This is a genomic window from Tahibacter harae (assembly GCF_024437735.1).
Classification (GTDB): domain Bacteria; phylum Pseudomonadota; class Gammaproteobacteria; order Xanthomonadales; family Rhodanobacteraceae; genus Tahibacter; species Tahibacter harae.
The window spans coordinates 205,181-231,701 of record NZ_JANFQO010000003.1 but is presented as its reverse complement, the minus strand read 5'-3'; the positions used below and the strand labels follow the sequence as shown (position 1 = coordinate 231,701).

Annotated in this window: 16 protein-coding genes; 13 read left to right on the top strand and 3 right to left on the bottom strand. The window is 70.0% G+C overall.

Annotation, left to right across the window (positions count from 1 at the left end; translation table 11 throughout):
• Positions 1–182: 182 nt before the first annotated feature.
• Complete coding sequence (locus tag NM961_RS04395; RefSeq protein WP_255911738.1) at positions 183–3,878, bottom strand: two-component regulator propeller domain-containing protein; 3,696 nt, start codon at positions 3,876–3,878, stop codon at positions 183–185.
• A 360-nt stretch (positions 3,879–4,238) separates the two neighbouring features.
• On the opposite strand from NM961_RS04395, the gene ssb reads away from it, so the two are divergent.
• From ssb to NM961_RS04360, 7 genes are all read left to right on the top strand, one after another.
• Entirely contained in the window at positions 4,239–4,796 is a 558-nt protein-coding gene (ssb, locus tag NM961_RS04390) for a single-stranded DNA-binding protein (protein ID WP_255911720.1), read from the top strand.
• 573 nt (positions 4,797–5,369) lie between these two features.
• A complete protein-coding gene (rfbB, locus tag NM961_RS04385) occupies positions 5,370–6,428 on the top strand; it encodes a dTDP-glucose 4,6-dehydratase (RefSeq protein ID WP_255911718.1) in 1,059 nt (352 codons plus the stop codon).
• 201 nt (positions 6,429–6,629) lie between these two features.
• Complete coding sequence (gene rfbA / locus NM961_RS04380) at positions 6,630–7,517, top strand: glucose-1-phosphate thymidylyltransferase RfbA (protein ID WP_255911716.1); 888 nt, start codon at positions 6,630–6,632, stop codon at positions 7,515–7,517.
• On the top strand, positions 7,514–8,071 hold the full coding sequence (gene rfbC, locus NM961_RS04375; protein WP_255911714.1) for a dTDP-4-dehydrorhamnose 3,5-epimerase: 558 nt from the start codon (positions 7,514–7,516) through the stop codon (positions 8,069–8,071). The genes rfbA and rfbC overlap by 4 nt, the downstream gene beginning before the upstream one ends.
• Positions 8,072–8,141: 70 nt before the next feature.
• Positions 8,142–9,062, top strand: coding sequence for a dTDP-4-dehydrorhamnose reductase (gene rfbD, locus NM961_RS04370; RefSeq protein WP_255911659.1), 921 nt, complete (start codon positions 8,142–8,144; stop codon positions 9,060–9,062).
• A gap of 174 nt (positions 9,063–9,236) precedes the next feature.
• Positions 9,237–10,673 carry a mannose-1-phosphate guanylyltransferase/mannose-6-phosphate isomerase gene (locus tag NM961_RS04365; RefSeq protein ID WP_255911657.1) on the top strand — a complete coding sequence of 479 codons (1,437 nt, stop codon included), beginning with the start codon at positions 9,237–9,239 and terminating at the stop codon, positions 10,671–10,673.
• Between the two features lie 394 nt (positions 10,674–11,067).
• Positions 11,068–13,029: a S9 family peptidase gene (locus NM961_RS04360; RefSeq protein WP_255911655.1), complete on the top strand. Its 1,962-nt coding sequence runs from the start codon at positions 11,068–11,070 to the stop codon at positions 13,027–13,029.
• Positions 13,030–13,283: 254 nt separating this feature from the next.
• Here NM961_RS04360 and NM961_RS04355 read toward each other — a convergent pair whose 3' ends face one another.
• Entirely contained in the window at positions 13,284–16,568 is a 3,285-nt protein-coding gene (locus NM961_RS04355; RefSeq protein ID WP_255911653.1) for a DUF2135 domain-containing protein, read from the bottom strand.
• 212 nt (positions 16,569–16,780) lie between these two features.
• Between NM961_RS04355 and NM961_RS04350 the strand changes: the two genes are divergently transcribed.
• The 4 genes from NM961_RS04350 to NM961_RS04335 all read left to right on the top strand — a co-directional run bounded on the left by NM961_RS04350 (position 16,781) and on the right by NM961_RS04335 (position 24,021).
• Positions 16,781–19,612, top strand: coding sequence for a DUF3160 domain-containing protein (locus NM961_RS04350; RefSeq protein ID WP_255911651.1), 2,832 nt, complete (start codon positions 16,781–16,783; stop codon positions 19,610–19,612).
• Positions 19,588–21,072, top strand: coding sequence for a CapA family protein (locus NM961_RS04345; RefSeq protein WP_255911649.1), 1,485 nt, complete (start codon positions 19,588–19,590; stop codon positions 21,070–21,072). The genes NM961_RS04350 and NM961_RS04345 overlap by 25 nt, the downstream gene beginning before the upstream one ends.
• Before the next feature lie 205 nt (positions 21,073–21,277).
• Entirely contained in the window at positions 21,278–21,859 is a 582-nt protein-coding gene (locus tag NM961_RS04340) for an anthranilate synthase component II (protein ID WP_255911647.1), read from the top strand.
• A gap of 8 nt (positions 21,860–21,867) precedes the next feature.
• Positions 21,868–24,021 (top strand): tetratricopeptide repeat protein, encoded by a 2,154-nt coding sequence (locus tag NM961_RS04335; protein ID WP_255911645.1) that lies wholly within the window; start codon positions 21,868–21,870, stop codon positions 24,019–24,021.
• Between the two features lie 3 nt (positions 24,022–24,024).
• Here the strand turns inward: NM961_RS04335 and NM961_RS04330 are convergent, their stop codons facing one another.
• The gene (locus NM961_RS04330; RefSeq protein WP_255911643.1) at positions 24,025–24,531 is read right to left on the bottom strand and encodes a hypothetical protein; all 507 of its coding nucleotides are present in this window, start codon (positions 24,529–24,531) and stop codon (positions 24,025–24,027) included.
• A gap of 322 nt (positions 24,532–24,853) precedes the next feature.
• Here NM961_RS04330 and NM961_RS04325 point away from each other — a divergent pair, with 322 nt between their 5' ends.
• Together NM961_RS04325 and trpD are read left to right on the top strand one after the other, a co-directional pair.
• Positions 24,854–25,270, top strand: a complete 417-nt coding sequence (locus NM961_RS04325; RefSeq protein ID WP_255911641.1) for a hypothetical protein — start codon at positions 24,854–24,856, stop codon at positions 25,268–25,270.
• A gap of 217 nt (positions 25,271–25,487) precedes the next feature.
• Positions 25,488–26,519 carry an anthranilate phosphoribosyltransferase gene (gene trpD / locus NM961_RS04320; RefSeq protein ID WP_255911639.1) on the top strand — a complete coding sequence of 344 codons (1,032 nt, stop codon included), beginning with the start codon at positions 25,488–25,490 and terminating at the stop codon, positions 26,517–26,519.
• Positions 26,520–26,521 lie beyond the last annotated feature (2 nt).

Genomic DNA, 26,521 nt, shown 5'->3' with positions numbered 1-26,521 from the left:
CAGTCCGGCGCGGTAGCCGGCGATTTGCGACATGTGGAAAAGCGCGGATTTGCGGCGGGAGTGCCGCGGCCGTGCAGTCCGCGCAGCGACACGGCGCTGCGCCTGGTCAGGTTCGCCCGGGCCGGAAGCGGCAAACAGCTGTGAGCGGTGGGCATGCGGCCCCTGTCATTGGAGGGGGCGGCTCAGCGGTCGCGGCGCGGCAATTCCACTTCGAGCACGGTGCCGTGCGGCTGGCCGGTGCCGGCGCGCAGCTGGCCGCCGAGTGCGGCGACGCGGGCGCGCATGCTTTCCTGGCCCAGGCCCTGCCGCCGGCGCCGCGGCATGCCGCGGCCGTTGTCGGCCACCGCCACGCGCACCTGCGATGCATCGGCGCTGCCGACCACGCGCAGGATGCTGGCGCCGGCATGGCGCACCGCGTTGGAAACGGCTTCCTGGATGATGCGCAGCAGGGCCTGTTCCTGCGCCGGCTGCTGCGGCACGTAGCGGCTGAAATCGAACTCCAGCGCGATCGCCGCCGGCACCATCAGACGCAGCAGCTGCTGCACGCTGTCGGCCAGGGGCAGTTGCGCGTCCGGGCTGGCTGCGCGGGAGCTTGCTTCCGGCGGGCGCAATTCCAGCAGCAGCGCGCGCATCTCGCGCACGGCGAGCTGGGCCAGCTCGGCCACGCGCGCGGCGCGCTGCATCAGCTCGGCCGTGGGCGTGGCCGAGATATGCGCCAGGGTCTGCGCCTGCAGGCTGATCGAGGACAGGATCTGGATGATGTTGTCGTGCAGATCGTGGGCGACGCGGCGGCGCTCGGCCAGGATGGCCGACTCGCTGGCCTGGCGGAACAGGCGCGCGTTCTCCAGCGCCACGGCGAGGTAGTCGGCGACGATGGCGAGGCCGGCGCAGTCGAGATCGTCGAAGGCCTGCGCGCTTTCCACATGCAGCACGCCGAGCACGCTGTCGCCGATCAGGATGGGCACGGCGAGAGCGGCGGCGGGTGTCGTGTGCGGTGCGGCGTCGGGCCGCGCGCCGGGCGTCGTGCCGCCCGGCGCATCGGACACGGGCGGGCCGTGCGACACCGCCGCAGCGCCGGTCACGCATTGCAGCCGGCGTTCGCGCACGGCCGCACCGATCACGCCGTGTTCCTGTGCCAGCCGTTGCGGCGCCAGTGCCGTGACGCGGCCGGTGCCGCTGCGCGCGCGCGGCAGCAGCTGGTCGCCGCTGCCATCCAGCAGCAGGATGGCGACGCCGGCATAGCCCAGCACCTCGTGCACGGCCGCGGCCGACTGCTGCAGCAATGTGTCCGCATCCAGGTTGGCCGAGATCAGCGCGGCGATGCGCGTGATCAGATGGAAGCGTTCCTTGCGCCGGCGTTCCTCGGTGTTGAGTGCCGACAGCGCCTGTTCCGCCGCGGTGCGCACGTCGATCTCGGCCAGCAGGGCGTGATTGCTGCGGCGCAGCTCGGCCGTGCGCGCATCTATCGCCTGCTCCAGCGCGCGATTGCGCGCCTGCAGCACGGACAGGCGCCAGCGCAGCGCGAGCAGCACCAGCGCAGCTGCGGCCACGCCCAGCAGCACGCGCAGCCAGATGCTCTGCCACCAGGGCGGCAGGATGGTGAAGTCGACACCCGCCGGCGCGCCCCAGGTGCCGGCGCGGCCGCGCGCCTGCACCTCGAAGCGGTAGTCGCCGGCGCGCAGTCCGGCGTAGCGCAGTTCGTTGTTCCGGCTGCTGCGGAATTCGGGATCGTGGCCGAGCAGGCGGCTGCGGTACTCGCGGTATTCCTCGTCGGCATAGCTCAGCGCGGCGTAGCGGAATTCGGCATCGGTGACCGCGGCGGGCAGGCGCAGCGCGCGCGCATCCGGCGCGAACTCGCGGCCGCCCAGGCGCAGGCGGGTCAGCTGCACTGGCGGCGGCGTTTGCGGCGGCAGCGAAGCGGCCGGGGTGTGACTGGCTGCGGCATCGCCCGGCTGCGCAGGGTCGGCGCCGGCGCCGTCCACGTGTCCCGGGCCGGCCGCGGCATCGGCGCGCTGCGCCGGAGCGGCCGCGGCGTCCTCCAGCCGCGCCAGGCCGGCGCTGGTGCCTATCCATACTGTGCCGTCGGCTTCGGCCAGGAAGGCCATGTTGTTGACGTCTTCGCCGATCAGTCCATCGGCACGGCCGAAATGCTGCCAGCCCCGGGCATCGAGCCGGTCCAGACCGCGGCTGCCGCCCAGCCACAGGCGCGACTGCGCATCCTCGCCCAGCAGGTAGATGCTGGACGGCGCGCCCGGCCGGTCCAGGTGCCGCAGCAATTGCAGCCCGCCATCGGTCTGGCGCAGCTGGGCCACGCCGTAGGCGCCGAAATAGCCGGCCAGCAGATCGCCGTTGCGCAGCGGCAGCAGGTAGGCCACATGGTCCTCGCGCAGGCCGTCGCGGCGGGTATAGCGGCGCCAGCGTCCGTTCTCCCACAGCGCCAGGCCCTGGCGGCCGGCCACCCAGATCCGCCCGGCGCTGTCCTGGCGGATGTCGCCGATGAACTCGTTCGGCGTGCCGCCGGGCAGTTCCACCCGGGCGAACTCCGCAGGCGCACCGGCGCGGGCGCGCAGCAGGCCGGCGTCCTCGGTCGCGACCCAGAGCTGGTCGTCGCGGTCGCAGAGCAGGCGGATCACCCGCGCCGCGGCCAGGGCGCCCAGCTCCAGCCGCTGTACGGAGCCGTCCGCGGGATCGTGGCGCAGCACGGCGTCGCCGGGCAGGCCGGCGGTGTAGAGGATGTTGTTGCTGCACTCGGTCAGGCTCAGCAGCAGGCGGTCCTCGGTGCCGGCGACCGTGCGGCGGCCGTCCGCGGCCAGTTGCGCCAGCCCGGTCCCGGCCAGCCACAGCCGTCCGGCGCGGTCGCGCCGCAGGCCCCAGGCACTGTTGCCGTCCAGTCCTTCGCGCGCGGCGTAGGCGCGGAACGGGCTGTGGCGCAGCAGCCGGTGCAGGCCGCGCGAACCAATCCACAGGTTGCCTTCGCGGTCCTCCAGCACGGCGCGGGTCCACGGCGCCGGCAGGCTGGCGCCGATGTCCAGGTGGTTCCAGCGGCCGCCGGCGTAGTGCATCAGGCCGTCGTCCAGCGGCAGCCACAGGTCGCCGCTGCGGCCGGCGATGAGCTGGCTGCGGCCGGATTTGAGCCGTGCGGCGATGGCCGGTTCGAGTCCGGCACCGACGAAGCGCGCCGGTCCGGCGGCGGCCTCGGTGTGGAGCAGGCTGGAACCCTGGCGCGCCCAGATCCGCCCCGCGCCGTCGCGCGCCAGCGCATCGACGCGCCGCCGCGCGGCATCCGCCGGCAGCGGCACGCTTTCCCAGCGCCCGCCGCGGCGGTGGCGGATCTCGGCCTGGCCGTTCCAGCGCGCGATCCATACTTCGTTCGGCTGCGGACCTGCCGCCAATGCAGTGGCGGCTTCGCCCGGCCAGTCCGGCAGCGGCCGCAGCGGTGCGCGCGGCTCCAGCACGAACGCGCCCGCACTGGCGGCGACCCAGAGCACGCCGTCCGCGCTGGTCAGGGCGGCAATATCCAGTCCTTCGCTGCCGGCGATCAGCTCGAAATCCTGGCCATTCCAGCGCCGCAGGCCGCTGCGGCTGCCTATCCACAGGCGGCCGGCGGCATCCTCGTGCAGCGCGGTGGCGGCGAAATCCTGGCCCAGCGGCTCGAAACGGTGGCCGTCGTAGCGGTACAGCCCTTCCTCGGCCGCCAGCCAGATGAAACCGGGGCGATCCTGCAGCAGCGCGCGCACGCTCACATCGGGCAGGCCCTCGGCGGGGCCGTAGCTGCGCACCGGCACATGGCCGGGCGGCAGCGCCGCGCCGGCGGGCGGAAGCAGAAAGGCCAGCGCCAGCGCCGCGGCACACCGGCGGCCGGCGCCGCACGGGCGCATCAGTGACGCCGCCAGCGCCCGGCAGACGCCCGGCAACGCCGCCAGCGCCCGGCGCGCGCAAGCCAGGCGGACCGGCGGCACCGCCGGCAACCGGCGGGCGCGGAGCGGGCGGAAAGGCAGGAGCATGGGCGCCGTCGCAGCTCGGGAGACGGGCTTACTCTAGGGTTGCGCCGCCGCGTCCGGTACTCGCCTAAGAGGGCTTGTTGCCATGCGCGAAATATGCTCGCGGCCGGCCCGTCGCGCTCGGACGATTCCCAGGCCGCGCCGCGGCCGATTCCCGACGAGGGCCAGGCGGGCCGCGTGGTATCGTTCCGCCCCAGCAAGGCCGTAGTAAGGCCGAGACGTAAAGGAACCGCACCAATGGCACGAGGCATCAACAAAGTCATTCTCGTCGGCAACGTAGGCCGCGACCCGGAAACCCGCTACAGCGCCGGCGGCATGGCCGTCACCACGGTCAGCGTGGCCACGTCGGAAGCGTGGAAGGACAAGCAGACCGGCGAGCAGAAGGAAAAGACCGAGTGGCACCGGGTCAAGTTCTTCGGCCGCCTGGCCGAGATCGCCGGCGAATACCTGAAGAAGGGCAGCCAGGTCTATATCGAAGGTTCCCTGCGCACCGAGGAATACGAGAAGGACGGCGTCAAGCGCTATTCCACCGATATTGTCGCGGCGGAAATGCAGATGCTCGGCGGCCGTCCCGGCGGCGGCGACATGGGCGAAGGCGGCGGCTCGCGCGGCGGCTATGAAGGCGGCGGTTCCCGCGGCGGTGGCGGCTACGAAGGCGGTGGTTCCCGCGGCGGTGGCGGCGGCTACGAAGGCGGCAGCTCGCGCGGCCCGGCCCGCGGCCCCCAGTCCGCGCCGCAGCGTGCGCCCCAGCCGGTGCAGAACACCGGCTTCGACGACGACGATATCCCGTTCTGAGCGGCGCTTTCCCGCCGCAACCCGTCAACGAAAAAGCCCGCATCGTGCGGGCTTTTTCGTTGAAACCCGCCGTCCTCCGCCGTTGTATGCGGTTGCGGATAGCTGGTACGCAGAACTGGGCTTCAACCCGCAATCGGGCAGGGGCGGTATTCCTGCCCGGCCCGGACACCGGCAGCGGGGGCGGCAAGCCGCATCCGGACCGGCGCAGGGCTCGTGGCTGGCCGGAGGCGGTGCCGCTGCCACGGCCCGGCCCGCCTGGCGGTGCGTGCTGCCTCCGGCGGGATGCAGGCTGCCAGCTGGCGGATCGGCGCGGGCCGATCGCAACGCGGCGTCCGCTGCCGCAGGAATGCGCAGGCCATTGCGGATTAATGAACAACGAATGCGTATCCCCCGCGCAATGCGCCATTCTCGCTGTGTCCTCAGCGGCGCGTATCCGCTTCTGCGCAAGAAATCCCAATCCCGAATCCCCGGCTCCCGCGCCCCGCAAAGCGGCCCTGACGGCCTTCTGGTACCCTTTCCGGCTGTCCGGCCGTCTCCTGGCCGGGTCTGGGCTTCCTGGAGCGAACCTGACGCATGAAAACCCTGCTCGTGACTGGTGGCGCCGGCTTTATCGGCGGCAACTTCGTGCTTGACCTGCTGGCCCAGGGCGGCTTCCGCATCATCAACCTGGACAAGCTGACCTACGCCGGCAACCTCGACACGCTGGAACCGCTGAAGAACAATCCGGACCACGTCTTCGTGCAGGGCGACATCGGCGACCGCGCCCTGATCGAGCGCCTGCTGGCCGAGCACCGCCCCGACGCCATCGTCAATTTCGCCGCCGAATCGCATGTGGACCGCTCCATCGACGGTCCGGCCGAATTCGTGCAGACCAATGTCGTGGGCACCCTCAACCTGCTGGAGCGCGCCCTGGGCTACTGGCGCGCACTGCCGCTGGAGCGCCAGGACGGTTTCCGTTTCCTGCACGTGTCCACCGACGAGGTCTACGGCTCGCTGGGCCCGGTGGGCAAGTTCACCGAGGAAACCGCGTACGCGCCGAATTCGCCGTATTCCGCGTCCAAGGCTGCATCCGATCACCTGGTGCGCGCCTTCCATCACACCTACGGCCTGCCTACGCTGACCACCAACTGCTCGAACAATTACGGGCCGTACCAGTTTCCCGAGAAGCTGATCCCCCTGATGGTGCAGAAGGCGCTCAAGGGCGAGCCGCTGCCGGTCTACGGCGACGGCCGCAACGTGCGTGACTGGCTCTACGTGCGCGATCACTGCCGCGCCATCCAGCGCGTGCTCGAGGCCGGCCGCACCGGCGAGGTGTACAACGTCGGCGGCGATTCGGAACGCGAGAACATCCACGTGGTGAAAGTCATCTGCGCCCTGCTGGACGAACGCCGGCCGCTGGCCGACGGACGCCGCCGCGAGAGCCTGATCACCTACGTCAAGGACCGTCCGGGCCACGACCGCCGCTACGCCATCGATTCCAGCAAGCTGCAGCGCGAACTGGGCTGGGCGCCGCAGGAAACCTTTGAGAGCGGCATCGCGCGCACGGTGGACTGGTACCTGGCCAACCAGCAGTGGTGCGACCGCGTGCTCGACGGCAGCTATCGCATGGAGCGCCTGGGCGACAAGAACTAGGAACCCTTTGAACAATCCGGGGGGCGGTTTGTGGAGTCCCCTTGAGTCAGGGGGGCGGCCAAATGCTTGCGGAGCAAGCGTTTGGCGGGGTTGTGGAGACAAGAGGCAGGTCACGGGAGCCGCGCCGCGGACACTTGTTCAGACCTTCCCGGATGACGCCGGCCGCCCGTGCCGGCCGCCGCAGCAACGCAGGTAAACGACGTGACGACCAAGAAAGGCATCATTCTCGCCGGCGGCTCCGGCACGCGGCTGTACCCGCTGACCAAGGTGGTCAGCAAGCAGCTGCTGCCGGTCTATGACAAGCCGATGATCTATTACCCGCTCAGCGTACTGATGCTGGCCGGCATCCGCGAAGTGCTGGTGATCAACACGCCGCACGAGCAGGCGCTGTTCCGCGAACTGCTGGGCGACGGCTCGCAGTGGGGCATCTCCATCACCTATGCGGCGCAGCCTTCGCCGGACGGCCTGGCTCAGGCTTACCTGATCGGCGCGGATTTCGTCGGCACCGATCCGTCCTGCCTGATCCTCGGCGACAACATCTTCTACGGCCACGGCTTCACCGACGTGCTGCGCCGCTCCGCCCAGCGCAAGCACGGCGCGACCGTGTTCGGCTACTACGTGCATGACCCGGAACGCTACGGCGTGGCCGAGTTCGACGCCGCCGGCCGCGTGATCGGGCTGGAGGAAAAGCCGGCCCAGCCCAAGTCCAACTACGCCGTCACCGGGCTGTATTTCTACGACGGCCGTGCGGTGGACTACGCCCGCACGCTCAAGCCCTCGGCCCGCGGCGAGCTGGAGATCACCGATCTCAACCGGCGCTATCTGGAAGACGGTTCGCTGATGCTGGAACGCCTGGGCCGCGGCTACGCCTGGCTGGATACCGGCACGCACGATTCGCTGGTCGAGGCCTCCAATTACATCGAGACCATCGAGAACCGCCAGGGGCTCAAGGTCTGTTGTCCGGAGGAAATCGCCTTCCACAGCGGCTGGATCGACGCCGACCAGCTGCGCGCGCTGGCCCGGCCGCTGGCCAAGAACGGCTACGGCCGCTATCTGCTGCAAGTGGCCGAACAGGGGGTGGTGCCGTGAAGGTGGTCGAGACCAGTCTGCCCGGCTGCGTGGTGATAGAGCCGGCCGTGTTCGGCGACGACCGCGGCTTTTTCTACGAAAGCTACAATGCAGAAAAATTCAAGGCGGCCGGGCTGGACCTGCGCTTCGTGCAGTCCAACGTGTCGCGCTCGGCCAAGGGCGTGCTGCGCGGCCTGCACTACCAGTGGCCCAATCCGCAGGGCAAGTTCGTCAGCGTGCTCGAAGGCGAGGTCTACGACGTCGCGGTCGACATACGCCGCGGCTCGCCGCATTTCGGCAAATGGACGGCGGTGCTGCTGTCGGCGGAGAACAAGCGTCATTTCTGGATTCCCGAGGGCTTCGCCCACGGCTTCGCCGTGCTGTCGGACTACGCCACCTTCGCCTACCAGTGCACAGCGGTCTACGACGCCAAGGCCGATGCCGGCGTGCGCTGGAACGACGCGGCCATAGGCGTGGACTGGCCGGTCGGCGCGCCGCTGCTGTCGGGCAAGGACGAGAAGGCGCCGCTGCTGGCGGATATCGCAGCGGAACGCCTGCCTGTCTTCGTGCCCTGATCCTGTCCGCGGCGCCCGCGCGGCGGCCGCGGCCGACTGCGCGCAAGCGCGCGAAAGCGAGAAATGCCCCGTGAAAATCCTGCTTCTAGGCGCCAACGGCCAGGTCGGCTTTGAACTGCAGCGCAGCCTGGCCCCGCTGGGCGATATCGTCGCCGTCACGCGCAGCGGCCGCCTGCCCGGCGGCGCGGCCTGCGCCGCGGCCGCCCTCGACGATGCGGCGGCATTGCAGGCGCTGCTGGACGACGTGGCGCCGGCGCTGATCGTCAACGCCGCGGCGCATACCGCGGTCGACCGCGCCGAGGACGAGGAAGAACTTGCCCGCCGCATCAACGGCGATGCGCCCGGCCTGCTCGGCGCCTGGGCCGCGCGCCGCGGTGCGGCCGTGGTGCATTACTCGACCGATTACGTGTTCGACGGCCAGGGCAGCCGGCCCTACCGCGAAGACGATGCCACCGGCCCGGCCGGCGCCTACGGCCGCAGCAAGCTGGCCGGCGAGCTGGCCCTGGCTGCCAGCGGCGCGGATCACCTGACCTTCCGCACCGCCTGGGTCTACGCCGCGCGCGGCGGCAATTTCCTGCGCACCATGCTGCGCCTGGCGCGCGAGCGCGACCGTTTGAGCGTCGTCGCCGACCAGCGCGGCGCGCCGACGCCGGCGCGGCTGATCGCCAGCACCACGGCCGCGGCGCTGGCGCGCTGGCTGGCGCTGGAACCCGCGCAGCGTACGGTGCTTTCCGGCGTGTATCACCTGGTCAGCGCCGGCGAATGCAGCTGGCACGAATTCGCCAGCGCCATCATGCCGGCGGCGCTGCAGGCCGGCCTGATCGGGCGCGCGCCGGAAGTGGCGCCGATCGCGACCGCCGATTACCCGACCAAGGCGCGCCGCCCGGCCTATTCGGTGCTGGATACCGCGCGTCTGCGCGAACGCTTCGGCCTGCACTTGCCGGACTGGCGCGACGGCCTGCGCGACGTCGTCGCGGAAATGGCCGTTTGAGCGGCGTTTGAGAAAGCGCGTGCCGACCCGATCCCGGCCTGGATTGCCCATCCACGGCGCGGCGGCTGGCCTGGCCGCCGCCGCGCCGGCCGCGCCGCCGGACGCCGCTGCGCCGCACCTGCCCGCGGGCAGAACGATGCGGCGCGCCGCACACAACGAACTGGAGCGAGCGTCATGCTGATACCCGTAATCCTTTCCGGCGGCGCCGGCACCCGGCTCTGGCCGGTTTCGCGCAGCGCCTATCCCAAGCCCTTCATGCGCCTGGCCGACGGCGAATCGCTGCTGTACAAGACCCTGGATCGCGCCCTGGCCGTGGCCGACGGCGGCCATGTGCTCACCGTCACCGGCCGCGACTACTACTTCCTGACCCGGGACGAATACGCCGCCCATCCCCAGGCCGACCTGGACCGGCTGCCCTTCCTGCTGGAGCCCGCCGGGCGCAATACCGCGCCGGCCATACTGCTGGCCGCGCACTACGCGCTGCAGCACATCTCGCCGGACGCGGTACTGCTGGTACTGCCGGCCGACCACCTGATCCGCCAGCTCGACCGCTTCGCCGCCGACGTGGCGCGCGCGCGCGCGCTGGCCGAGGACGGCTGGCTGACCACCTTCGGCATTCCGCCCACCCATGCGGAGACCGGCTTCGGCTACATCCATCTCGGCGCGGCCATCGCCGGCCGCGAAGGGCGCGAGATTTCAGCATTTGTGGAAAAACCAAAAAAGGAAACCGCCGAAGCCTATCTCGCCGGCGGCGACCACGTATGGAATTCCGGCATGTTCTGCTTCCGCGCCGATGCGCTGCTGCAGGCGGCGGCCGAGGCCTGTCCGGCGGTCCACCAGGCCGTACTGGCCTGCCACGCCGCGGCGACCAGCCACGAAAGCCCGGTCGAATACGCACGCGAAGCCTTCCTCGCCCAGCCCGACATTTCCATCGACTACGCCGTAATGGAAAACGCCGCGCGCCGCGCCGTGGTGCCGGCCGGCTTCGACTGGAGCGATATCGGCTCGTGGAAGGCGGTCAGCGAGCTGGAAGCCGAGTCCGACGAACAGGGCAACCGCGTGCGCGGCCAGGCCATCCTGATCGAATCGAGCAACTGCTACATCCAGAGCGACAAGCGCATGGTGGCCGCAGTGGGCGTGAAGGACCTGGTCATCGTCGACACCGACGACGCCGTGCTGGTAGCCGACCGCGAGCGCGCCCAGCAGGTCAAGCTGGTGGTCGACCGCCTGCGCGCCGACAAGCACGAAGCCGCCGCCTTCCACCAGACCGTGCACCGGCCCTGGGGCAGCTACACCGTGCTGGAGGATGCCGACGACTGCAAGGTCAAGCGCCTGATGGTCAAGCCCGGCCATGTGCTCAGCCTGCAGAAGCACCACCGCCGCAGCGAGCACTGGACCGTGGTCAAGGGCATGGCCAAGGTGCGCGTGGGCGAGCGCGAATTCCTGCTCAACGCCAACGAATCCACCTATATCCCCATCGATACCCTGCACCGGCTGGAAAACCCCACCAGCGAGGACATCCACCTCATCGAGGTGCAGTGCGGCGACTATTTCGGCGAAGACGACATCGTGCGCCTGGAAGACCGCTACGGGCGTGTCGCGCGCGGCTGAGCGTCGCGGCCGGGGCTGTGCGCGGCGGACCGCTCCGGGATCCGGCCGTGGCGCGATGGCGGTGCCGTTCGCGCGGGTGCCGGGTTCTCCCGGAAGTGCGGCGGAGCGCATCCGCCGCAGCCGCTCCATGCGGTGACACGCGGCTTAACCATCGCTTGATCACGTCCGGCGCCGGATTTCGTTAGAGTCCCGCGCCGGCCCTGCACGGCGCGTACGCCGGCGCCCTATCCGCGCCGGCCGCCGTACTGGCAGGATAGGGCGCGACTGCGTCCTGCACGGCGGGCTGCAGTTGCAGACTTTGCAAACGGCACCGGCGTCGAGGGGGCGCGGTGCCGCTGGTTGCCGTGCGGCACGGGGCCGCCGGCAGACGGATATCCATTTCGAGGGAGTGTTCATGTCGATTCTTCGCCTGGGCGCAGGATTTGCGCTGCTGTACGCATCCACCGCCGCCGCGGCCGAAATCCCGCTCAAGGATTTCGCCCGCCATCCGCAATACGAAAGCGTGAAGATTTCCCCGGACGGCCAGTACATCGCCGCCGATGCCGTGGTGGATAACCGCCGCATCCTCGCCATGTTGCGGCTGGAAGACATGAAAGCCGTCTCCGTAGCGCCGCGCGGCGAGGAAGTGGTCGATTTTGAATGGGTGGGACCGCAGCGCCTGATGTACCAGGTCGGCGCCCCCGTGGGCGGGCTGGAGCGGCCGGTGCCCACCGGCGAGCTGTATTTCGTCAATGCCGACGGCAGCGGCAACGACATCCTGTTCGGCTACCGCGCCGGCAAGCAGGAAGTCGGTTCGCACATCAAGTCGGTCAAGCCCGAGCGCGCCAGCGCCTTCCTGATCGACACCCTGCGCAACGACGACGACAACATCCTGGTGTACGCGTACAACTGGGATACCACGGTCGAGAACTCCCCGCCGACGGTCTACAAGTTCGACGTCAAGGACGGTTCCAAGAAGAAGCTGTTCATCTCGCCGCTGCGCGAGGTGTCGGGCTTCCTCGCCGACAACGCCGGCAATGTGCGCTTCGCCTACGGCCAGAACGCCGACACCACCTGGCAGGTGATGTACCGCGACAAGGAAGGCGGCGACTGGGAAACCGTGTTCGACGGCAAGACCAGCAGCGGCCGCGCCATTCCGCTGAGCTATGACAGCGACGACAAGACGGTCTACTGGACCTGCCAGCCCGAGGGCAAGATCGGCGGCCTGTGCACCTGGTCGGCGCAGGAGCGCACGCTCAAGCCGGTGTGGACGTCCACCGATGTGGAGCTGTCCGCGTTGATCCGCGACTTCGATGACGTCAAGGTGGTCGGCGTGAAGTCCTATCCGGGCCGCGCCGCACTCAATCTGATCGACAAGAAGTCGGCCATGATCGAGACCCTGACCGCGCTGATGCAGCAGCTGCCCGGCGAGGACGTGACCATCACCTCGGTGAGCAAGGACGGCAACCGCGCCATCGTTGCGGTGCACAGCGACGTGAACCCCGGCGAATTCTTCCTGTTCGACCGCCAGAGCAAGAAGCTGCGCGCGCTGCTGCGCAGCGTAGAAGGCCTGCCCGCCGACAAGCTGGCGACGATGGAGCCGGTGAAGCTGAAGTCCCGCGACGGCCTGAACCTGTACGGCTATCTGACCCGGCCGCTGGGCCAGGAGCAGGCCAAGAACCTGCCGCTGGTGGTATTTGTGCACGGCGGTCCGTTCCATGTGCGCGACTACTGGGAATACAACCCCGACGTGCAGGTGCTGGCCAGCCGCGGCTACGCCGTGCTGCAGGTGAATTTCCGCGGTTCCGCCGGCTACGGCGCGGGTTTCGAGGTCGCCGGCTATCGCGAATGGGGCGGCAAGATGCAGGACGACGTCACCGACGCGACGCAGTGGGCGATCGAGCAGGGCATCGCCGATCCCAAGCGCATCTGCATCTACGGCGGCAGCTACGGCGGCTATGCCGCGGTCATGGGCGCGGTGCGCGAACCCGACCTGTACCAGTGCGCCATCGGCAGCGTTGGTGTCTACGACCTGCGCCTGCTGTATTCCCGCGGCGGCCTGCAGCGCCAGGTGTCAGGCAGGAACTTCCTCGACAAGACCCTGGGCAACGACCCGCAGATGCTGGCCAGCCGTTCGCCCATCACCCAGCTGGACAAGATCAAGGCCAAGCTCATGATCATCGTCGGCGGCCAGGACGAGATCGTGCTGCCGGTGCACGGCGAAAGCCTGCACAACGCGCTGGAGAAACGCGGCGTCAAGCACGAATGGCTGTACCAGCGCACCGAGGCGCACGGTTTCTACGACGAGAAGAACCTGGAAGACATGTACGCGAAGATGCTGGCATTTCTGGATGCATCGATAGGCAAGAAGCCCTGACCGCGGGAACACGGAACCAGGAACCGGCGCTGCGGCCCGTGCGCAAGGCACGGGCCGCAAAATCCCGCGGCGAGCCATCCGCCCGTTTCCCGCGGATACGCCGCGGGAAACGGATCTGCGTCTTCGCCCGCACCGCGGATCCAGCCGCGACCTGACCTGATGATCCGCGGTCCCTGACCCCGCCGCTGGCGTATCCGCGGCGCCGGCACTATTGAAAACGGCCGGTGGATTTCACCGGCCGGCGCCGCCCGGCGTCACTCCGCGCCTACGGTGAAGCGCCCGATCTCGATTTCGCCCTTGACGTCCTCCAGCCGCCGCGTGGTGGCCTGGCGCTTGCTCCCGCCGCTGTCGAAGCGGGTGAGGAATTCCAGCTGCAGGGTCACCGCGCCGGTGATCTTCTGCTGGCGGTCGGAGAAATAGTGCGTCTTGACCACGTAGGTGCCGGGGATGGCGCGGCGGATGGTGAAGACCTCGGGGCCGTAGCCGCCGGTGAAGTCGCGGCTCATATGCCCGCCGCTGCGGGTGCGCGGGTGGCTGTAGATGGCCACCTCGCCGGTGGGATCGACCACCCACAGGTCGATGTCGGTATTGTCCGCGTCCCAGGTCAGCGCCACGCGCAGATCCACTGGCTGGTGCTCCAGCAGGCGGCTGTCTATGCCGAGGGTCTCGATCTGCCCATCCAGCGCCATGCGCGCGGCGCCGCTGGCGCGCGAGACGATGTCGTTGAGTTCGTGCAGGGCAATGATCTCGATTTCCGGGAAGCGGCCGTCCCAGCGCCTGTCCACCACTTCCCACAGCAGCGTGACGGCACGGTTGTAGTCGGGATTGGCCTGGCGCGACAGGGCCAGGGCCAGATCGCGGCGGCTCTGCGGCTCTTCGCCGCGCAGTTTCAGCGCCTGCTCGAACAGCGGCACGGCCAGGTCGAAGCGCTCCCACTGCTGCAAGCGGTAGGCCAGCACGCGCAGCAGCGGCGCGCTGTCGAAATCGATCTCGGCGAGGTTGGACAGCACCCGCAGGGCGAGGCGCTCGTCCTTGGCTTCCCTGCGGAAGAAATCGGCGCAGTCGAGGAAGAAGGCCGGCGTCTTTGCCTGCTGCGCGCGTTCCTCCAGATATGCGGCATACGGATCCCTGGCCGCGCGCAGCCGGGCCAGGTACGGCGTGTTCGGATCCCAGTCCTTGAGTTCGATCCCGGTGGGCGCGCTGCGGCGGTCGTCGGCGCCGGCCTCCCGGGCGATCTTGGGCACGGCCCCGGCCTGCCGCAGCGGGTCGGAGCCGCCTGCGCCGGCGGGCGCCGGCGGTGCCGCCATGGCCATGGGCGCGGCTTCCTCCACGACGATGGCGGGCGCGTCTGCCTGCGGCTCCGGGCGCGGAGCACGTTGGCGCAACAGGCGGCCTTCCGGCGGGCGCCCGCCGCCGGCGTCGCTGATCTGCGCCTGGCGCTGCTTCAGCGCATCCGAATCCGGCGCTTCGGCCAGGCGCAGCTGGCGCAGTGCGTCCAGTTCCAGCATCAGGCCGGAGGCTTCGCGCTCCCAGGCCTTGCGCGATTCGGCCCCGGCCCCTTCCTTGGACCAGCGTTTTTCCAGCTGGCCGGCCTGGCTGGCCAGCTTGCGCACTGCGGCCAGGTTCCTGACGTGATCCTTGAGCTGCGGCAGCTGCTCCCAGCGCGCCACCTCGGCCGCCGCGCTCGGCGCCAGCACGGTTTCCAGCCAGGGATGGCGCTGGCCGTGCCATTTGCGGAATTCGCTCCACCAGCCCAGCACCTGCTCGCGGTGCTGCAGGCGTTCCACGTCGGCGCCGGCCTGCTTGGGCTGGCGCGCCAGCAGTTCGCGGTATTGCGCGGCCAATTCGGCCTCGCGCGGTTCCACCTTGTGGCGCACATAGTCTTCGATGCGGTCCAGCACGAGCATGGAGGTGTCCTGGGTCACCACGCCGTACTTCTTGGACAATTCCACTATGGCGTCCTTGTTGCGGAATTCCTCGTTCTCCAGGTCGGCGATGCGCGCGGTGGCCCACAGGCGCTGCACGAACTCGCCGCGGCCGGCTTCCAGCATCTCGCCGGCGCCGGGCCTGAGCGTGCGCAGGATGCGGTTGCCGGCGCCGTCGCCGAATTCCAGCTGCAGTTCCGCATCGGCGCTGCAGCGGCCGTACAGGGAGAAGCTGGCGCCGGCCGGCTGCGGCGCGGCCGGCGCCAGTTCCTGGCATTCGCCCTTGAGCACCTGCGTGGCGAGCAGGGCCCAGCGCGGCGCGGCCAGCTGGCGCAGCGCCTCGGCCTGGGGGCTGGCGAGCAGGTTGACTACCTGGCCGCCGTGGCGCCGCGACCAGCGCGCCAGGCGCGGGCTGTCCACGGTCTGGGCGGCATGCAGGAAGGCCAGGCGCGGCGTGACCGCGTCGTTGCGGAACTGCGGCTCGCCGCTGCCGAAGTTGTTCAGGCCGTCGCCGATCACCAGCACGAAGTCCGGCCGCGCGGTCGCATCCAGGCGCAGCGTGCCGTAGGCGCTGGCGCCGTCCAGCGGCAGGGCTTCGATGGCCTGGCGCAGTTCCTGCGCGTCGCCGTTGCGTATGGCGAAATGGCGCGGCGCATCGGCTTCGTTGCGGAAGGCGATCAGGTCGATCTCGGCGCTGCCCAGCTGGCCCAGCCAGGCGGCGAGGAAGTCCAGCTCGCGCGCGCGGTCGCGGCCGGCGGCGCTGCCGGAGGCATCGTAGTAGAGGGTGATGCGCCGCGGCGCCGCGGCGGGCTTCACGTTGGCATCCGGGCCGGACTGCACCTGGGCGGCGAAATGGCGCCAGGCCGGTTCCAGCGCATCGCGCACGCTGTAGATGCTGACCGCGTCCTTGGGCTTGGGCAGGTCGAAACTGAGTTCGGTCTGCGGGCGGAAATCGCGCTTTTCCAGCTCGGCGACGAAGCTGTCGCGCCAGCGGTCGAAACTCAGCGCCGCGCCGCCGCCGGCCGGGGCCACTTCGGCGCGCAGGGCTTCCGCGCGCACCTTGAAGTGCTTGATCGGCTCGGCGAACTGCAGCGGCAGCAGATAGCGGTAATTGGCGCCGACATCGAGCAGCGGCTGGTCGAAGGCGATCTGCACGCGCTTGCTGCCGTTGGGCGGCAGCGGATAGAGGCGGGTGCGGAACACATTGCCCTGGGTCAGCTCGGCCAGGCCCGGGTCTATGCCCTGGCGCACCGTGGATTCATAGGCGACGCGGGCGGTTTCCTTTTCCACCATCACGCCCTGGCGCAGCTTGCCTTCCACTTCCAGTGCGTAGCCGGTGATGCTCTGGCCCTCGGCCAGCGGAAAGACCAGCTCGCCTTCCAGCACGCGCGCATTCGGGTTGAAGAAGGTCAGGTCCAGGCGCGTGCTGGCGACGAAGCCCTGGATGCGTATGTCGATGGAGATGTCCTGCAGCTGGATGGGCTGCTGTTTCAGCGCCGGATCCAGCCAGATCTGCGGCGGCCGCGGGCGCGCGATCTGCGCCACGTCCTGCGCCGGTACGGCCGCGGCCTGCAGCAGCACGGCGGCGGTCAATCCTTTCCACAACGTGTTCATGCGCCTGTTCCTTGCGATGGAGGTGTGGCGGCAACGCGCGGCACCGCAGCGCGGGGTTGCCCAGGTGCCGGGGGAGGATAGCCTGGGAGCTGGGATCGGGGACTGGGGACGGTAGGCGGCGCGGCATTGCCACTTGACCATCGCCGGACGGCAAACTCCAATCCTCGACCTCGAATCCCCGCCCCCGAACCCCGGCACCGAAGGAACGCAGCATGAAGACAAGAAGCCACTACCGGCCCGCCCTTCTGTGCGCCGCCCTGTTCACGCTGCTGCCGGCCGCGCAGGCCAGGGCCGACGATTCGGTATTCCGCATCGCCGAGCCCACCGTGCAGTCTTCGCCCGCGGCGGCGGCGCGCTGGACCTTGCAGCCGGGCGAGGAAGTGATCGATTTCGATGTCTGGGCCGACCGGCCCGCGGTCGTCGCCCTGGTGCGCGGCGCCGACGGCGTGCATCGCCTGCGCCAGTGGCGCATCGGCGCGGACAGCGCCGAAACCCTGCTCACCCTGCCGGCCGGCACCGTCGCGGCCAGCGTCACCGGCCATCCGCTGGGCGGCAAGCTGTTCCTGGGAGCGAAGGTGGGCGAGGAGTCGGTGATTCTCGCCGCCAGCGCGGCGCAGTCGTGGCAGCTGCAGCGCGTATACGCCAGCACCCGGCCGCTGCGGCGCCTGCTGGTATCGCCGCGGCCCTTCATCGCGAGCTGGGCGCCGGACAGCGGCGAGCCGCAGCTGTCCTACCGTCTGGTCTTCGCCGAACGCCAGGACGATGGCAACTATTCCACCCGTTCCATTCTGGAAAAAGGCGGCAAGGACTATCAGATCGTCGGCCCCGCCGCGAGCTACGTGGAAGTGCAGGACGCCGACGCACCGCCCACGCGTAACGATGCCGAGTCCGCCCTGCCGGCCGCCTTCCATCCGGCCGGCCATATCCTGCTGTGGCAGGACAAGGGCGGCTGTTTCCACAAGATTCCCTACGCCGGCATGAACTGGGGCGCCAGCGCCGCCGTCGCCGGCAAGCCCTGCGGCGGTTCCCTGACCGTCACGCCCAACGGCGCCAACCTGCTGCACTGGAAAAAAGGCGAGGCCGGCGTCGTCCTGATCGGCGACAACGGCAAGACGCGCACCCCGCTGGCCGCGGAGTACCGCTTCGCCGGCACGCCCTCGTCGGTGGCCGATGGCCGCGGCGTGGTCGGCCAGATCGAGGAAAACGGCGCGCAGAGCCTGGTCTACGTGCCCGTGCGCGTGCCGCTGCACGACGTGGTCAACGCCTGGATGTATCTGCAAAGCCCGGCCGATACGCAACGCTTCAGCGAACACCAGGGCCTGTTCCGCGCGCTCGGACACGAGCAGCTGTACCAGCTCTACGACACCGAGAACTATCTCTGCGGCGGCTACGATTCCAGCACGCCGACGCGGCCTTACTTCGTCACCACCGATATTTTCTGGGAGCTGATCGGCGCGGCCTACGAAGGCATCTTCATCGTGCAGGAGGAACAGCAGGCCATGCCGGCCTTCTGGGCCTTCGCCGCGGCCGCCGCGGCGGAACTGAAAACGGCGCAGCCGGATTCGCCCTGGACCAACGTATTCGCCGCCATCGCGCCGCTGCGCGACCCGGCCGCAAGCGGCGACGCCGAGACCGCGCGCATCGCCAGGGCCGAAGGCAGCGCGAAATCCAGCGCAACCGGCGAGGAATTCAACTACGGCGAACTCAAGCCGCGCGGCCACTACAGCGGCGATCCGCACCGCGCCGCGTACTTCAAGGCCGTGCACTACCTCACCGAGATCGCCGCGAAACGCGACGATACGGCCAGCCTGGCCGGTCTTTCCGCCGCCACCCAGGCGCACGCGCGGCAGTGGATAGCGGCCTACCGTCCGTTCATCGCGCCCAGCCGCGCGCCGCTGGTCTGGGACGGCAAGGACAAATCCGTGCCGTCCTATGCGCGGCATGCGCTGGCGCGGCCGCAGGTGTTTCCGCTGTCCTGGGGCTTCGACAACGAACTGCTGCTGTCCACCGTGTTCCATCCGGACTGGCCCGAGGCCGAGCAGATCCGCGACGCCCAGGGCGGCGGCCGCCTGCTGCCTTCGGGCCTGGACCTGGCCGCGGCCCTGGGCAGCGGCGCGGCGCGCGGGTTCCTCGACGCGGAATTCCGCCGCTATCCCAACCTGCGCCCGGCCATCGATGCCGTGGCGCGGCGCTGGCCGGCCACGGCCCTGGCCGGCGAAAGCCTGTACGACAGCTGGCTGCGCCTGCTCGCGCTGCAATGGGCCGACAGCCCGCGCACGGCGGCCACGGCGACGTTCAACCCGGCGCTGTGGGATGCCAAGCGCCTGCAGACCGGCCTGGCCTCCTGGGCCACGCTGCGGCATGCGACCACGCTGGTCAACGAACGCATCTCCGCCCAGTGCGGCGAAGGCGGTTTCGAGGCCATCGTACTGCGGCCGCCGCGCGGCTACGTGGAGCCGGACGCGGAATTCTTCGCCGCCACCGCGCGCCTGTTCGAGCAGATCGAGGCCGAGGTGCGCAAGCTGGGCCTGGCCGACAAGGCTACCGTCTCCGAGCTGGGCGACCCGGCCCAGCGCGAAGGCATAGCCCGGCGCCTGCAGGCGACCGCGCAGCAGGCGCGCCTGTTCGAGACCATCGCGCGCAAGGAACTGCGCGGCGAAGCGCTCAGCGATGCGGAGTACGAAGCCATACTGCTGGTCGCGCGCGTGGCCGAACACCATCTGCTGGTGTTCAAGAGCCTCAGCAACAAGGATCTGGCCCTGTCCAACCCCGATCCCATGATGAAGGTTGCCGATGTGGCCGGCGACGGCCCGCTGCTGCTGGCGGCGGTGGGACGGCCGCTGGAGTGGGACCAGATCGTGCCGTTCTTCGGCCGCCGCGCCATCGTCAAGGGCAGCGTCTACGCCTATCACGAATTCAGCGCGCCCGGTCCCATGAACGATGCGGAATGGCGCCGGCAGGTGGACCGCCAGGCGCGGCCCTCGTGGATAGGCGGCTATCTCTCCAACGAAGAACTGTCGTGCCCGGCCAAAGAACCGTTCTGAGCGTACTGCTGGGGCTGTTGCTCGCGCTGCCGCCGCTGGCGGCGCAGGAGGGCGCGGAATCGCGCGGCAGGGAAGCTGGCAGCAAGGCGGTGCGCGGCAGCAACGCGCACGGCAATGAACTGCGCCTGCTGTTCACCGGCGACATACTGCTGTCGCGCCAGGTGCAGGATGAATGGACGCGGCGGCGCCAGTCGCCGTGGGCCGGCTTTGTGGAATTGTTCCGTTCTGCCGACTGGGTCGGCGGCAATCTCGAAGGCGTGCTGGGCGAGGCGGCCGGCTGCGTGGACAGCAAGAGCCCGTGCTTTTCCATCGGCGAGCCGGCACTGCACCTGCTGGGCGAAGCCGGCTTCGCCGCGGTCACGCTGGAGAACAACCATGCCGGCGACCTGGGGCCGGATGCGCGCCGCCACACCTACGCGGCGCTGGCGGAGCAGGGTGTGCTGGGCCTGGATTTCGCGCGCTCGCCGCAGTTCTTCCGCCGCGGCGACACCACCATCGCCCTGATCGGCCTGAGCCTGGTGCCCGCCGCCGATGGCCGTGTGCAGCAGATTCCCTCGCTCGCGCTGATGCAGAAGCTGCGCCTGGCCGGCTCGCTGGCCAACCTGGTCGTGGTCTCGGTGCACTGGGGCCAGGAACTGGTCGATTGGCCCAATCCCCAGCAGCGCGCCGGCGCCGCCTGGCTGGTGCGCAACGGCGCCGACCTGGTGCTGGGCCATCATCCGCACGTGGTGCAGCCGGCCGAGTGCGTGGCCGGGAAGCCGGTGTTCTTTTCCCTGGGCAACCACCTGTTCGACCAGAAATATCCGCAGTCCAAGCAGGGCGCCATCGCCGACTGCCGCGTGAGCCAGGGCCGGCTCGCCTGCCGCAGCCTGGCCACGCGCACGCCGCCGGGCAGCACCTATCCGCAGCTGCTGCCGGAGCAATCCGCCGCGCCGCTGGACTGCGCCGTGGAACTGCGCGCGGACCTGAGCCTGGACGGCGTCGCCGTCCGCCCGCAACCGTGGTCGGCCGAAGTGCCCACGGACACGCTGGCGCTGGAAGGGTGGAAAGATGGAAAACGACAATGGCGCTCGCGCCGCCAGCGCATTCTCTCGCTGGAACGCACCGCCTTGGCCGGCCCCGGCCAGCCGCCGCTGCTGTTCACCCTGGAACAGCACGATTCGCCCCTGGACATGGCCAGCGGCGTACGCCCCTACGTCTACGCCGCAGGCCCGCACGGCCTGGTGGCGAAATGGCGCGGCTCCGCCCTGGCCTGGCCGCTGCTGGACGCCGTCGCCGAACCCGCCGGCGACGGCAGCGTCCTGTGCGCCCTGCACCGCGGCGATTCCTTCGTCGTGCTGGACCCGCAGACCAAGGCCCGCCGCACCGCCGCCTACCGCTGGAACGGCTTCGGCTTCAGCGGGGTGGAAGGGGAGGCGGCGGCGGTCTGTGCGCGGCGGTATGCCGAGCCGCCGCCGTGAGCATCCCGGTTTTGTGCCCGGACACGCCGCAGGCCACAGGCGGTGCAGCCGCGACGGCGGTTCCAGGGCCTGCCGGGCCGGTCATGCGCTTTGGTGACTAAATCGCCACGCGCAGCTGCGGTAAGCTCACCTGCCGCGATGGCGCCGCTGCCGTGACGCCGCCGCCGTCCACATTCCATCGCAAGAACTACCGGGCACACGTCTTATGCTGCTGATGATCGACAACTACGACAGCTTCACCTGGAACCTCGTGCAGTACCTGGGCGAGCTGGGTTGCGAGGTCAAGGTGGTGCGCAATGACGAGTGGAGCGTGGACCAGGTGGCGGCAGCGGCGCCCAGTCATGTGGTGATCTCGCCGGGACCGTGTACGCCGAACGAGGCGGGTGTGTCGCTGGAGCTGCTGGACCGGCTGGCGGGGCGGCTGCCGATCTTCGGCGTGTGCCTGGGGCACCAGGCCATAGGCCAGGCGTTCGGCGGCAAGGTGGTGCGGGCGCGCCAGATCATGCACGGCAAGACTTCGCTGATCCACCACACTGGCCAGGGCGTGTTCCGCAACCTGCCCAACCCGTTCGAGGCGACCCGGTATCATTCGCTAGTTGTGGAAAAAGATTCGCTGCCCGACTGTCTCGAAGTCACCGCCTGGACGCAGAATCCCGACGGCAGCATCGACGAGATCATGGGCCTGCGCCACCGCACGCTGCCGGTGGAAGGCGTGCAGTTCCATCCCGAATCCATACTCACCCAGCACGGCCGCGAACTGCTCGGCAATTTCCTCGCCGCCGCATGAATTTTCCGGTGCGGCGAGGCTGGCGCCGCCTGGTTGCCGCGGCAGTCCTGTCCGCGGCCGCCGCGGCGGCGGCGCAGCAGCCGGCGGAGGATTCGGCGCAGGAACGTTGCCGCAGCCTGGTCGCGACCCAGCCGCAGCAGGCGGTGCAGGTCTGCGAACAGGCCTTCGCCGCCATCGATGCGCGGCGCGAGTTCGAGCTGGCCGAAGAGATGTTGTTCCGGCGCAGCGACGCCGAGGTCGCCAGCGGCGACTTCGCCGCCGCGGCGGCGACCCTGGACCGGGTCGCGGCGCTGCCGGCCGAGGCGGCGCACTGGAAGCATGATTTCCGCCTCGCGCGCCGGCGCGGCATCCTGGACTACCGCCAGGAACGCTTCGTACAGGCGCTGCAGCACTTCCGCGCGGCGCAGGAAGTGGCCCTGGCGCATGACGATTCCACCGCGCTGGCGCAGAGCCAGAACGACATCGGCAACGCGCTGCGCCGCGTCGGCGACTACCGCGAGGCGCTCAAGGCCTATCTGTCCAGCCTGGAGCTGAAGCGGCGCATCAACGATCCGCAGCTGGGCGCGGTGTATACCAACCTCGGCGATCTCTACCACGACCTGGAGGACGACGCCTCCGCGCGCAGCCGCTATGCCGATGCGCTGGCGGAATACGAGCGCATGCAGCGGCCGCGCGAGGCGGCGCATGTGCGCGAAAGCCTGGCGGCGGTGCTGATCAGCGCCGGCGAGACCGCCGAGGCCGACGCCCTGCTGCGCAAGGCCATCAGCGACCTGGCCGCGCTGGGGGCGCGGGCGAACGAGCTGGATGCCCAGGTCAAGCTCGCCGCGCTGGCACAGGATCGCGGCGACATGGCTTCGGCCCATGCCGCGCTGGCGCGGGCGCAGGCTCTGGGCAAGGAACTGGAGCAGCCGGCGACGGCACAGCTGGCGCTGCAATTGGCGCGGCTCAAGCGCAGCGACGGCGATATCGCCGGCGCACGCGCTTTGCTCGCCGACACCTTGCAGCGGCTGGGGCCGCAGGCAGCCGAGCGCGCAGTGCTGCTGCAGGCCGCGGCCGAGACAGCCAAGGCGGCCGGCGACCTCGGCGCTGCCTACGGCCTGCTGCAGGAATTCCAGACCGTGCAGGCGCGCCTGGACAAGGCCGCGCACGACCGCCGGCTGGAACACCTGCGCGTGCAGTTCGACCTGGCCGAGCGCGAACGCGCGCTGGAAAAGCTCGCCGCCGACAACCGCCTGGCCGAACTCGCGCTGCGCCAGCGCACCACCCAGCTCTGGCTGGGTGCGGCCTGCGCGTTGCTGGTACTGCTGGCGCTGGCCTTCGCGTTCGCGCGGGCGCGCCAGCGCAGCCGCCTTGCCGCGGCCGTGCGCGAATCCCAGCTCGCCGCCGAGCGCGAGCATTTCCGCCAGCTGGCCGAATCGCTGCGCACCGATTCGCGCCGCGTACAGGACCTGCTCGACCGCGCCGGCGCGGCCCTGCTGGCGATGGATCCGGCTGGCGGCATCGTCGCCCTGACCGCGGCCGCGGCCGAGCAACTGGGCGGCCCGCGCGAAGCCCTGCTGGGCCGGCCGCTGGCCGCTTTCCTGGATGCGGATTCGGCCGCCGCATTGCAGACGGCGCTGTCGGCGCTGGAAGAAAAGGACGGCGAGATCGAACTGCCGCTGCAATTGCCCGGCGGCACGGCGCGGACCCGGCTCAGCGCCTTGCCCGGCGATGCCGGCATCGCCGTGCTGCGCCTGGCAGCGGCCGACAGCGCGGCGGAAACCGTCGCGGACGTCGCCGTCCAGGCCGCAGCCGAAACACCGCCGCTCGCCGCACTGGCCGCGGCCGAGGGCGACGACAGCGCCGGCTTCCGCCGCGAGCTGGTCGAGCTGATGGTGTTCGCGGTGGAAACCTGGGAACGGGTCAGCGGCCGCACGCGCATAGACCTGGCCGAGAAAAGCCGGGTCTGGCGCGTGACCGTGGACGAGGGCCGCTTGCGCGTGCGCGCGATGGAACGCTATCTCAGCCTGTCCAAGCTGCCGCGCCAGCCGCGCTGGCGCGAAGTGCTGCGCACGGCGTATTTCGTGCTGTCCGAGTGCCGCCTGGAGCCGGCCGAGCGCGATGCCCTGAAGCAGCGCGCCGACGCAGTGCAGACCAGCCTGCGCCGGCGCGCGCTGATCTGAGGGTTACTGCGTCGGATCGTTGCTGTCGGCGCGCAGGCACAGCATGCAGGTGCCCTTGGCGCCCTGATCCAGGCGGTAGAGGCGGTGATGCTCGGCCGACTGCAGCGCCGCCGAGTCGCTGGAGAACAGCGGCACGATCACGTGGTCGGTGTTGCCCGCGCCGCCGGAGATCTGGGGGGCGTAGTTGCTCAGCGAGTTGCAGTAATTGAAGGCCGCGATCTTGGCCACGTGGTAGTCGTCGTCGAATTCGCCGCACATGGCCGGGGAGCAGATCACGTCGTCGGGCGGCGTCGATGTCGGCAGCAGCGCGCAGATTGCGGGGGCAGCGTCGCCGCCGCGCAGCGCCGCGCACTGGCGGAAGCTCTTGAGGGTGGCGCCGTCGAACGCGAAATCGCTGATGGGCACGGCGCGGCCCTTGCTGCACCAGTCCAGGGCGGGCAGCGGATCGTGTGCCAGCGCGGGCGCGGCGGCGATGGACAGGCTCAGGGCCAGCAGATAGCGGTAGTGCATGTTCGGTATTCCCCAGGCAAGGACTGAACCGGGCGGGCATTCGCGCCCGGCGCCGGATCAATGGCAGGCCGCCGCCGGGCTTGCAAGGCCGCGGCCGGGTCAAGAGGGGAAGAAACCGAGCTAAATCCCCGCCGCGGAAGGAAATCGGCGCCGCGCCGCCGGCCCGGCACCGGGGCCTGCAGAGTCAGGCACTTGGCTGCGGCAACAGCCCGCGCCGTCCCGCCGTATCCGCCGATCGTCCCGGCTTTTTGCTGGCTGCGGCGCCGGGTCGTGGCCAAGCTGGCTGTCACCCGCGGCCCCTGCCGCCGCCGAGGAGAATTCCATGTCGTTGCGTTCCGCCTGTCTGCTTGCCACCGCCGCGCTGTTCTGTGCTGCAACCGCCAAGGCCGATCTTCCCGGCCAGGTGATCTGGTACGGGGCCAGCATCAGCTATTCCTGCCCCACCGGCGTTTCTTCGCGGGCGTTCAACGAGCCCTCGTACTCGCTGTGCCAGTACCGCCTCAGCCAGGAGCTGCAGGACGTGAACAACGCCAACTGCGAGGTGCTGGAGATCGATCCCTGCCACGTGCGCGTCCACTCTTTCAGCGCAGAGGAGGCGGAAGGCGCGCCGCTCGACCTTTCCGATCTGGTGACGGGGGGCTATGTCCGTGAGGAAGAAGCGCTGCGCTCCCGCTTCCGCATCGACCAGTTCGAGGCCGAGCTGAAGGCACTGCGCAAGCGTCTGCAGCCGGTGCGCTGAATCCACCGGGCGGCCGCCGGCTGCCCGGCTTCATCCCTGAACCGTACCAAGGCTTCCGCCTGCCGCCTGTACCAGACTGGCTACCGCGGCGGCTGAGGCCGGATCCCTCCGCATCCGGCGGCGCGCCAGGCCGCGCCGCCGGGCTTATTCCAACCGCTACACTGATCTTTGCCGCGCGACTGCTTATCATGCCGCTCCGTTTCAGCCGGAGCCGGCCGTGCCCATCACCCCGCAGCAGGCGCTACAGCGCGTCATCGAGCACCGCGAGATCTTCCACGACGAGATGGTCGATCTGATGGGGCAGATCATGCGCGGCGAGGTGTCGCCGGTCATGGTGGCGGCCATCATCGCCGGCCTGCGCGTGAAGAAGGAGACGGTGGGCGAGATCAGCGCCGCCGCCCAGGTGATGCGCGACCTGTCCCTGCGCGTGCACACGCCGGATTACCCGTACTTCGTCGACATCGTCGGCACCGGCGGCGACAGCGCGCACAGTTTCAACATCTCCACTGCCGCCATGTTCGTCACTGCCGCCTGCGGCGTGCGCGTGGCCAAGCACGGCAACCGCAGCGTCTCGTCCATGTCCGGCAGCGCCGACGTGCTCGAAGCGCTGGGCGCGCGCATCGACCTGGATGCGGAAAAAGTCGCCGCCTGCCTGGAAGAGACCGGCATCGGCTTCATGTTCGCGCCCAACCACCATCCAGCCATGAAAGTGGTCGCGCCGGTGCGCAAGGAAATGGGCGTGCGCACCTTGTTCAACATTCTCGGGCCGCTGACCAACCCGGCCGGTGCGCCCAATATCCTGATGGGCGTGTTCCATGCGGACCTGGTCGGCATACAGGTGCGCGTGCTGGAACAACTGGGTGCGCGCCATGCCCTGGTCGTGCACGGTCGCGACGGCCTGGACGAAATTTCGCTGGGCGGCGCCACCCTGGTCGGCGAACTGCGCAACGGTGAAGTGCGCGAATACGAGATCCATCCCGAGGAATTCGGCCTGCCCATGGCGTCGTCGCGCCAGCTCGCCGTGCAGAACGCGGACGAGTCGCGCCTGCGCGTGCTCGAAGTGCTGGACAACCAGCCCGGCGTCGCCCGCGACATCGTCGTGCTGAATGCCGGCGCTGCGCTGTACGCGGCCAACCTGGCCGGCTCCATCGCCGAAGGCCTGGCCCTGGCCAACGAAGCCATCGCCACCGGCGAGGCCCGCGCCAAGCTGGACCAGTTCGTCAGTGCGACCCGGCGCCTGGCCGGCTGAGC

What these genes read in the sequence shown, in the direction of transcription:
- NM961_RS04340 (WP_255911647.1), top strand. Translation starts at nt 21,278, where the DNA reads ATGCTGCTGATGATCGACAACTACGACAGCTTCACCTGGAACCTCGTG.
- NM961_RS04365 (WP_255911657.1), top strand. Translation starts at nt 9,237, where the DNA reads ATGCTGATACCCGTAATCCTTTCCGGCGGCGCCGGCACCCGGCTCTGG.
- NM961_RS04330 (WP_255911643.1), bottom strand. Translation starts at nt 24,531, where the DNA reads ATGCACTACCGCTATCTGCTGGCCCTGAGCCTGTCCATCGCCGCCGCG.
- NM961_RS04355 (WP_255911653.1), bottom strand. Translation starts at nt 16,568, where the DNA reads ATGAACACGTTGTGGAAAGGATTGACCGCCGCCGTGCTGCTGCAGGCC.
- rfbB (WP_255911718.1), top strand. Translation starts at nt 5,370, where the DNA reads ATGAAAACCCTGCTCGTGACTGGTGGCGCCGGCTTTATCGGCGGCAAC.
- NM961_RS04395 (WP_255911738.1), bottom strand. Translation starts at nt 3,878, where the DNA reads ATGCGCCCGTGCGGCGCCGGCCGCCGGTGTGCCGCGGCGCTGGCGCTG.
- NM961_RS04360 (WP_255911655.1), top strand. Translation starts at nt 11,068, where the DNA reads ATGTCGATTCTTCGCCTGGGCGCAGGATTTGCGCTGCTGTACGCATCC.
- NM961_RS04350 (WP_255911651.1), top strand. Translation starts at nt 16,781, where the DNA reads ATGAAGACAAGAAGCCACTACCGGCCCGCCCTTCTGTGCGCCGCCCTG.
- NM961_RS04325 (WP_255911641.1), top strand. Translation starts at nt 24,854, where the DNA reads ATGTCGTTGCGTTCCGCCTGTCTGCTTGCCACCGCCGCGCTGTTCTGT.
- ssb (WP_255911720.1), top strand. Translation starts at nt 4,239, where the DNA reads ATGGCACGAGGCATCAACAAAGTCATTCTCGTCGGCAACGTAGGCCGC.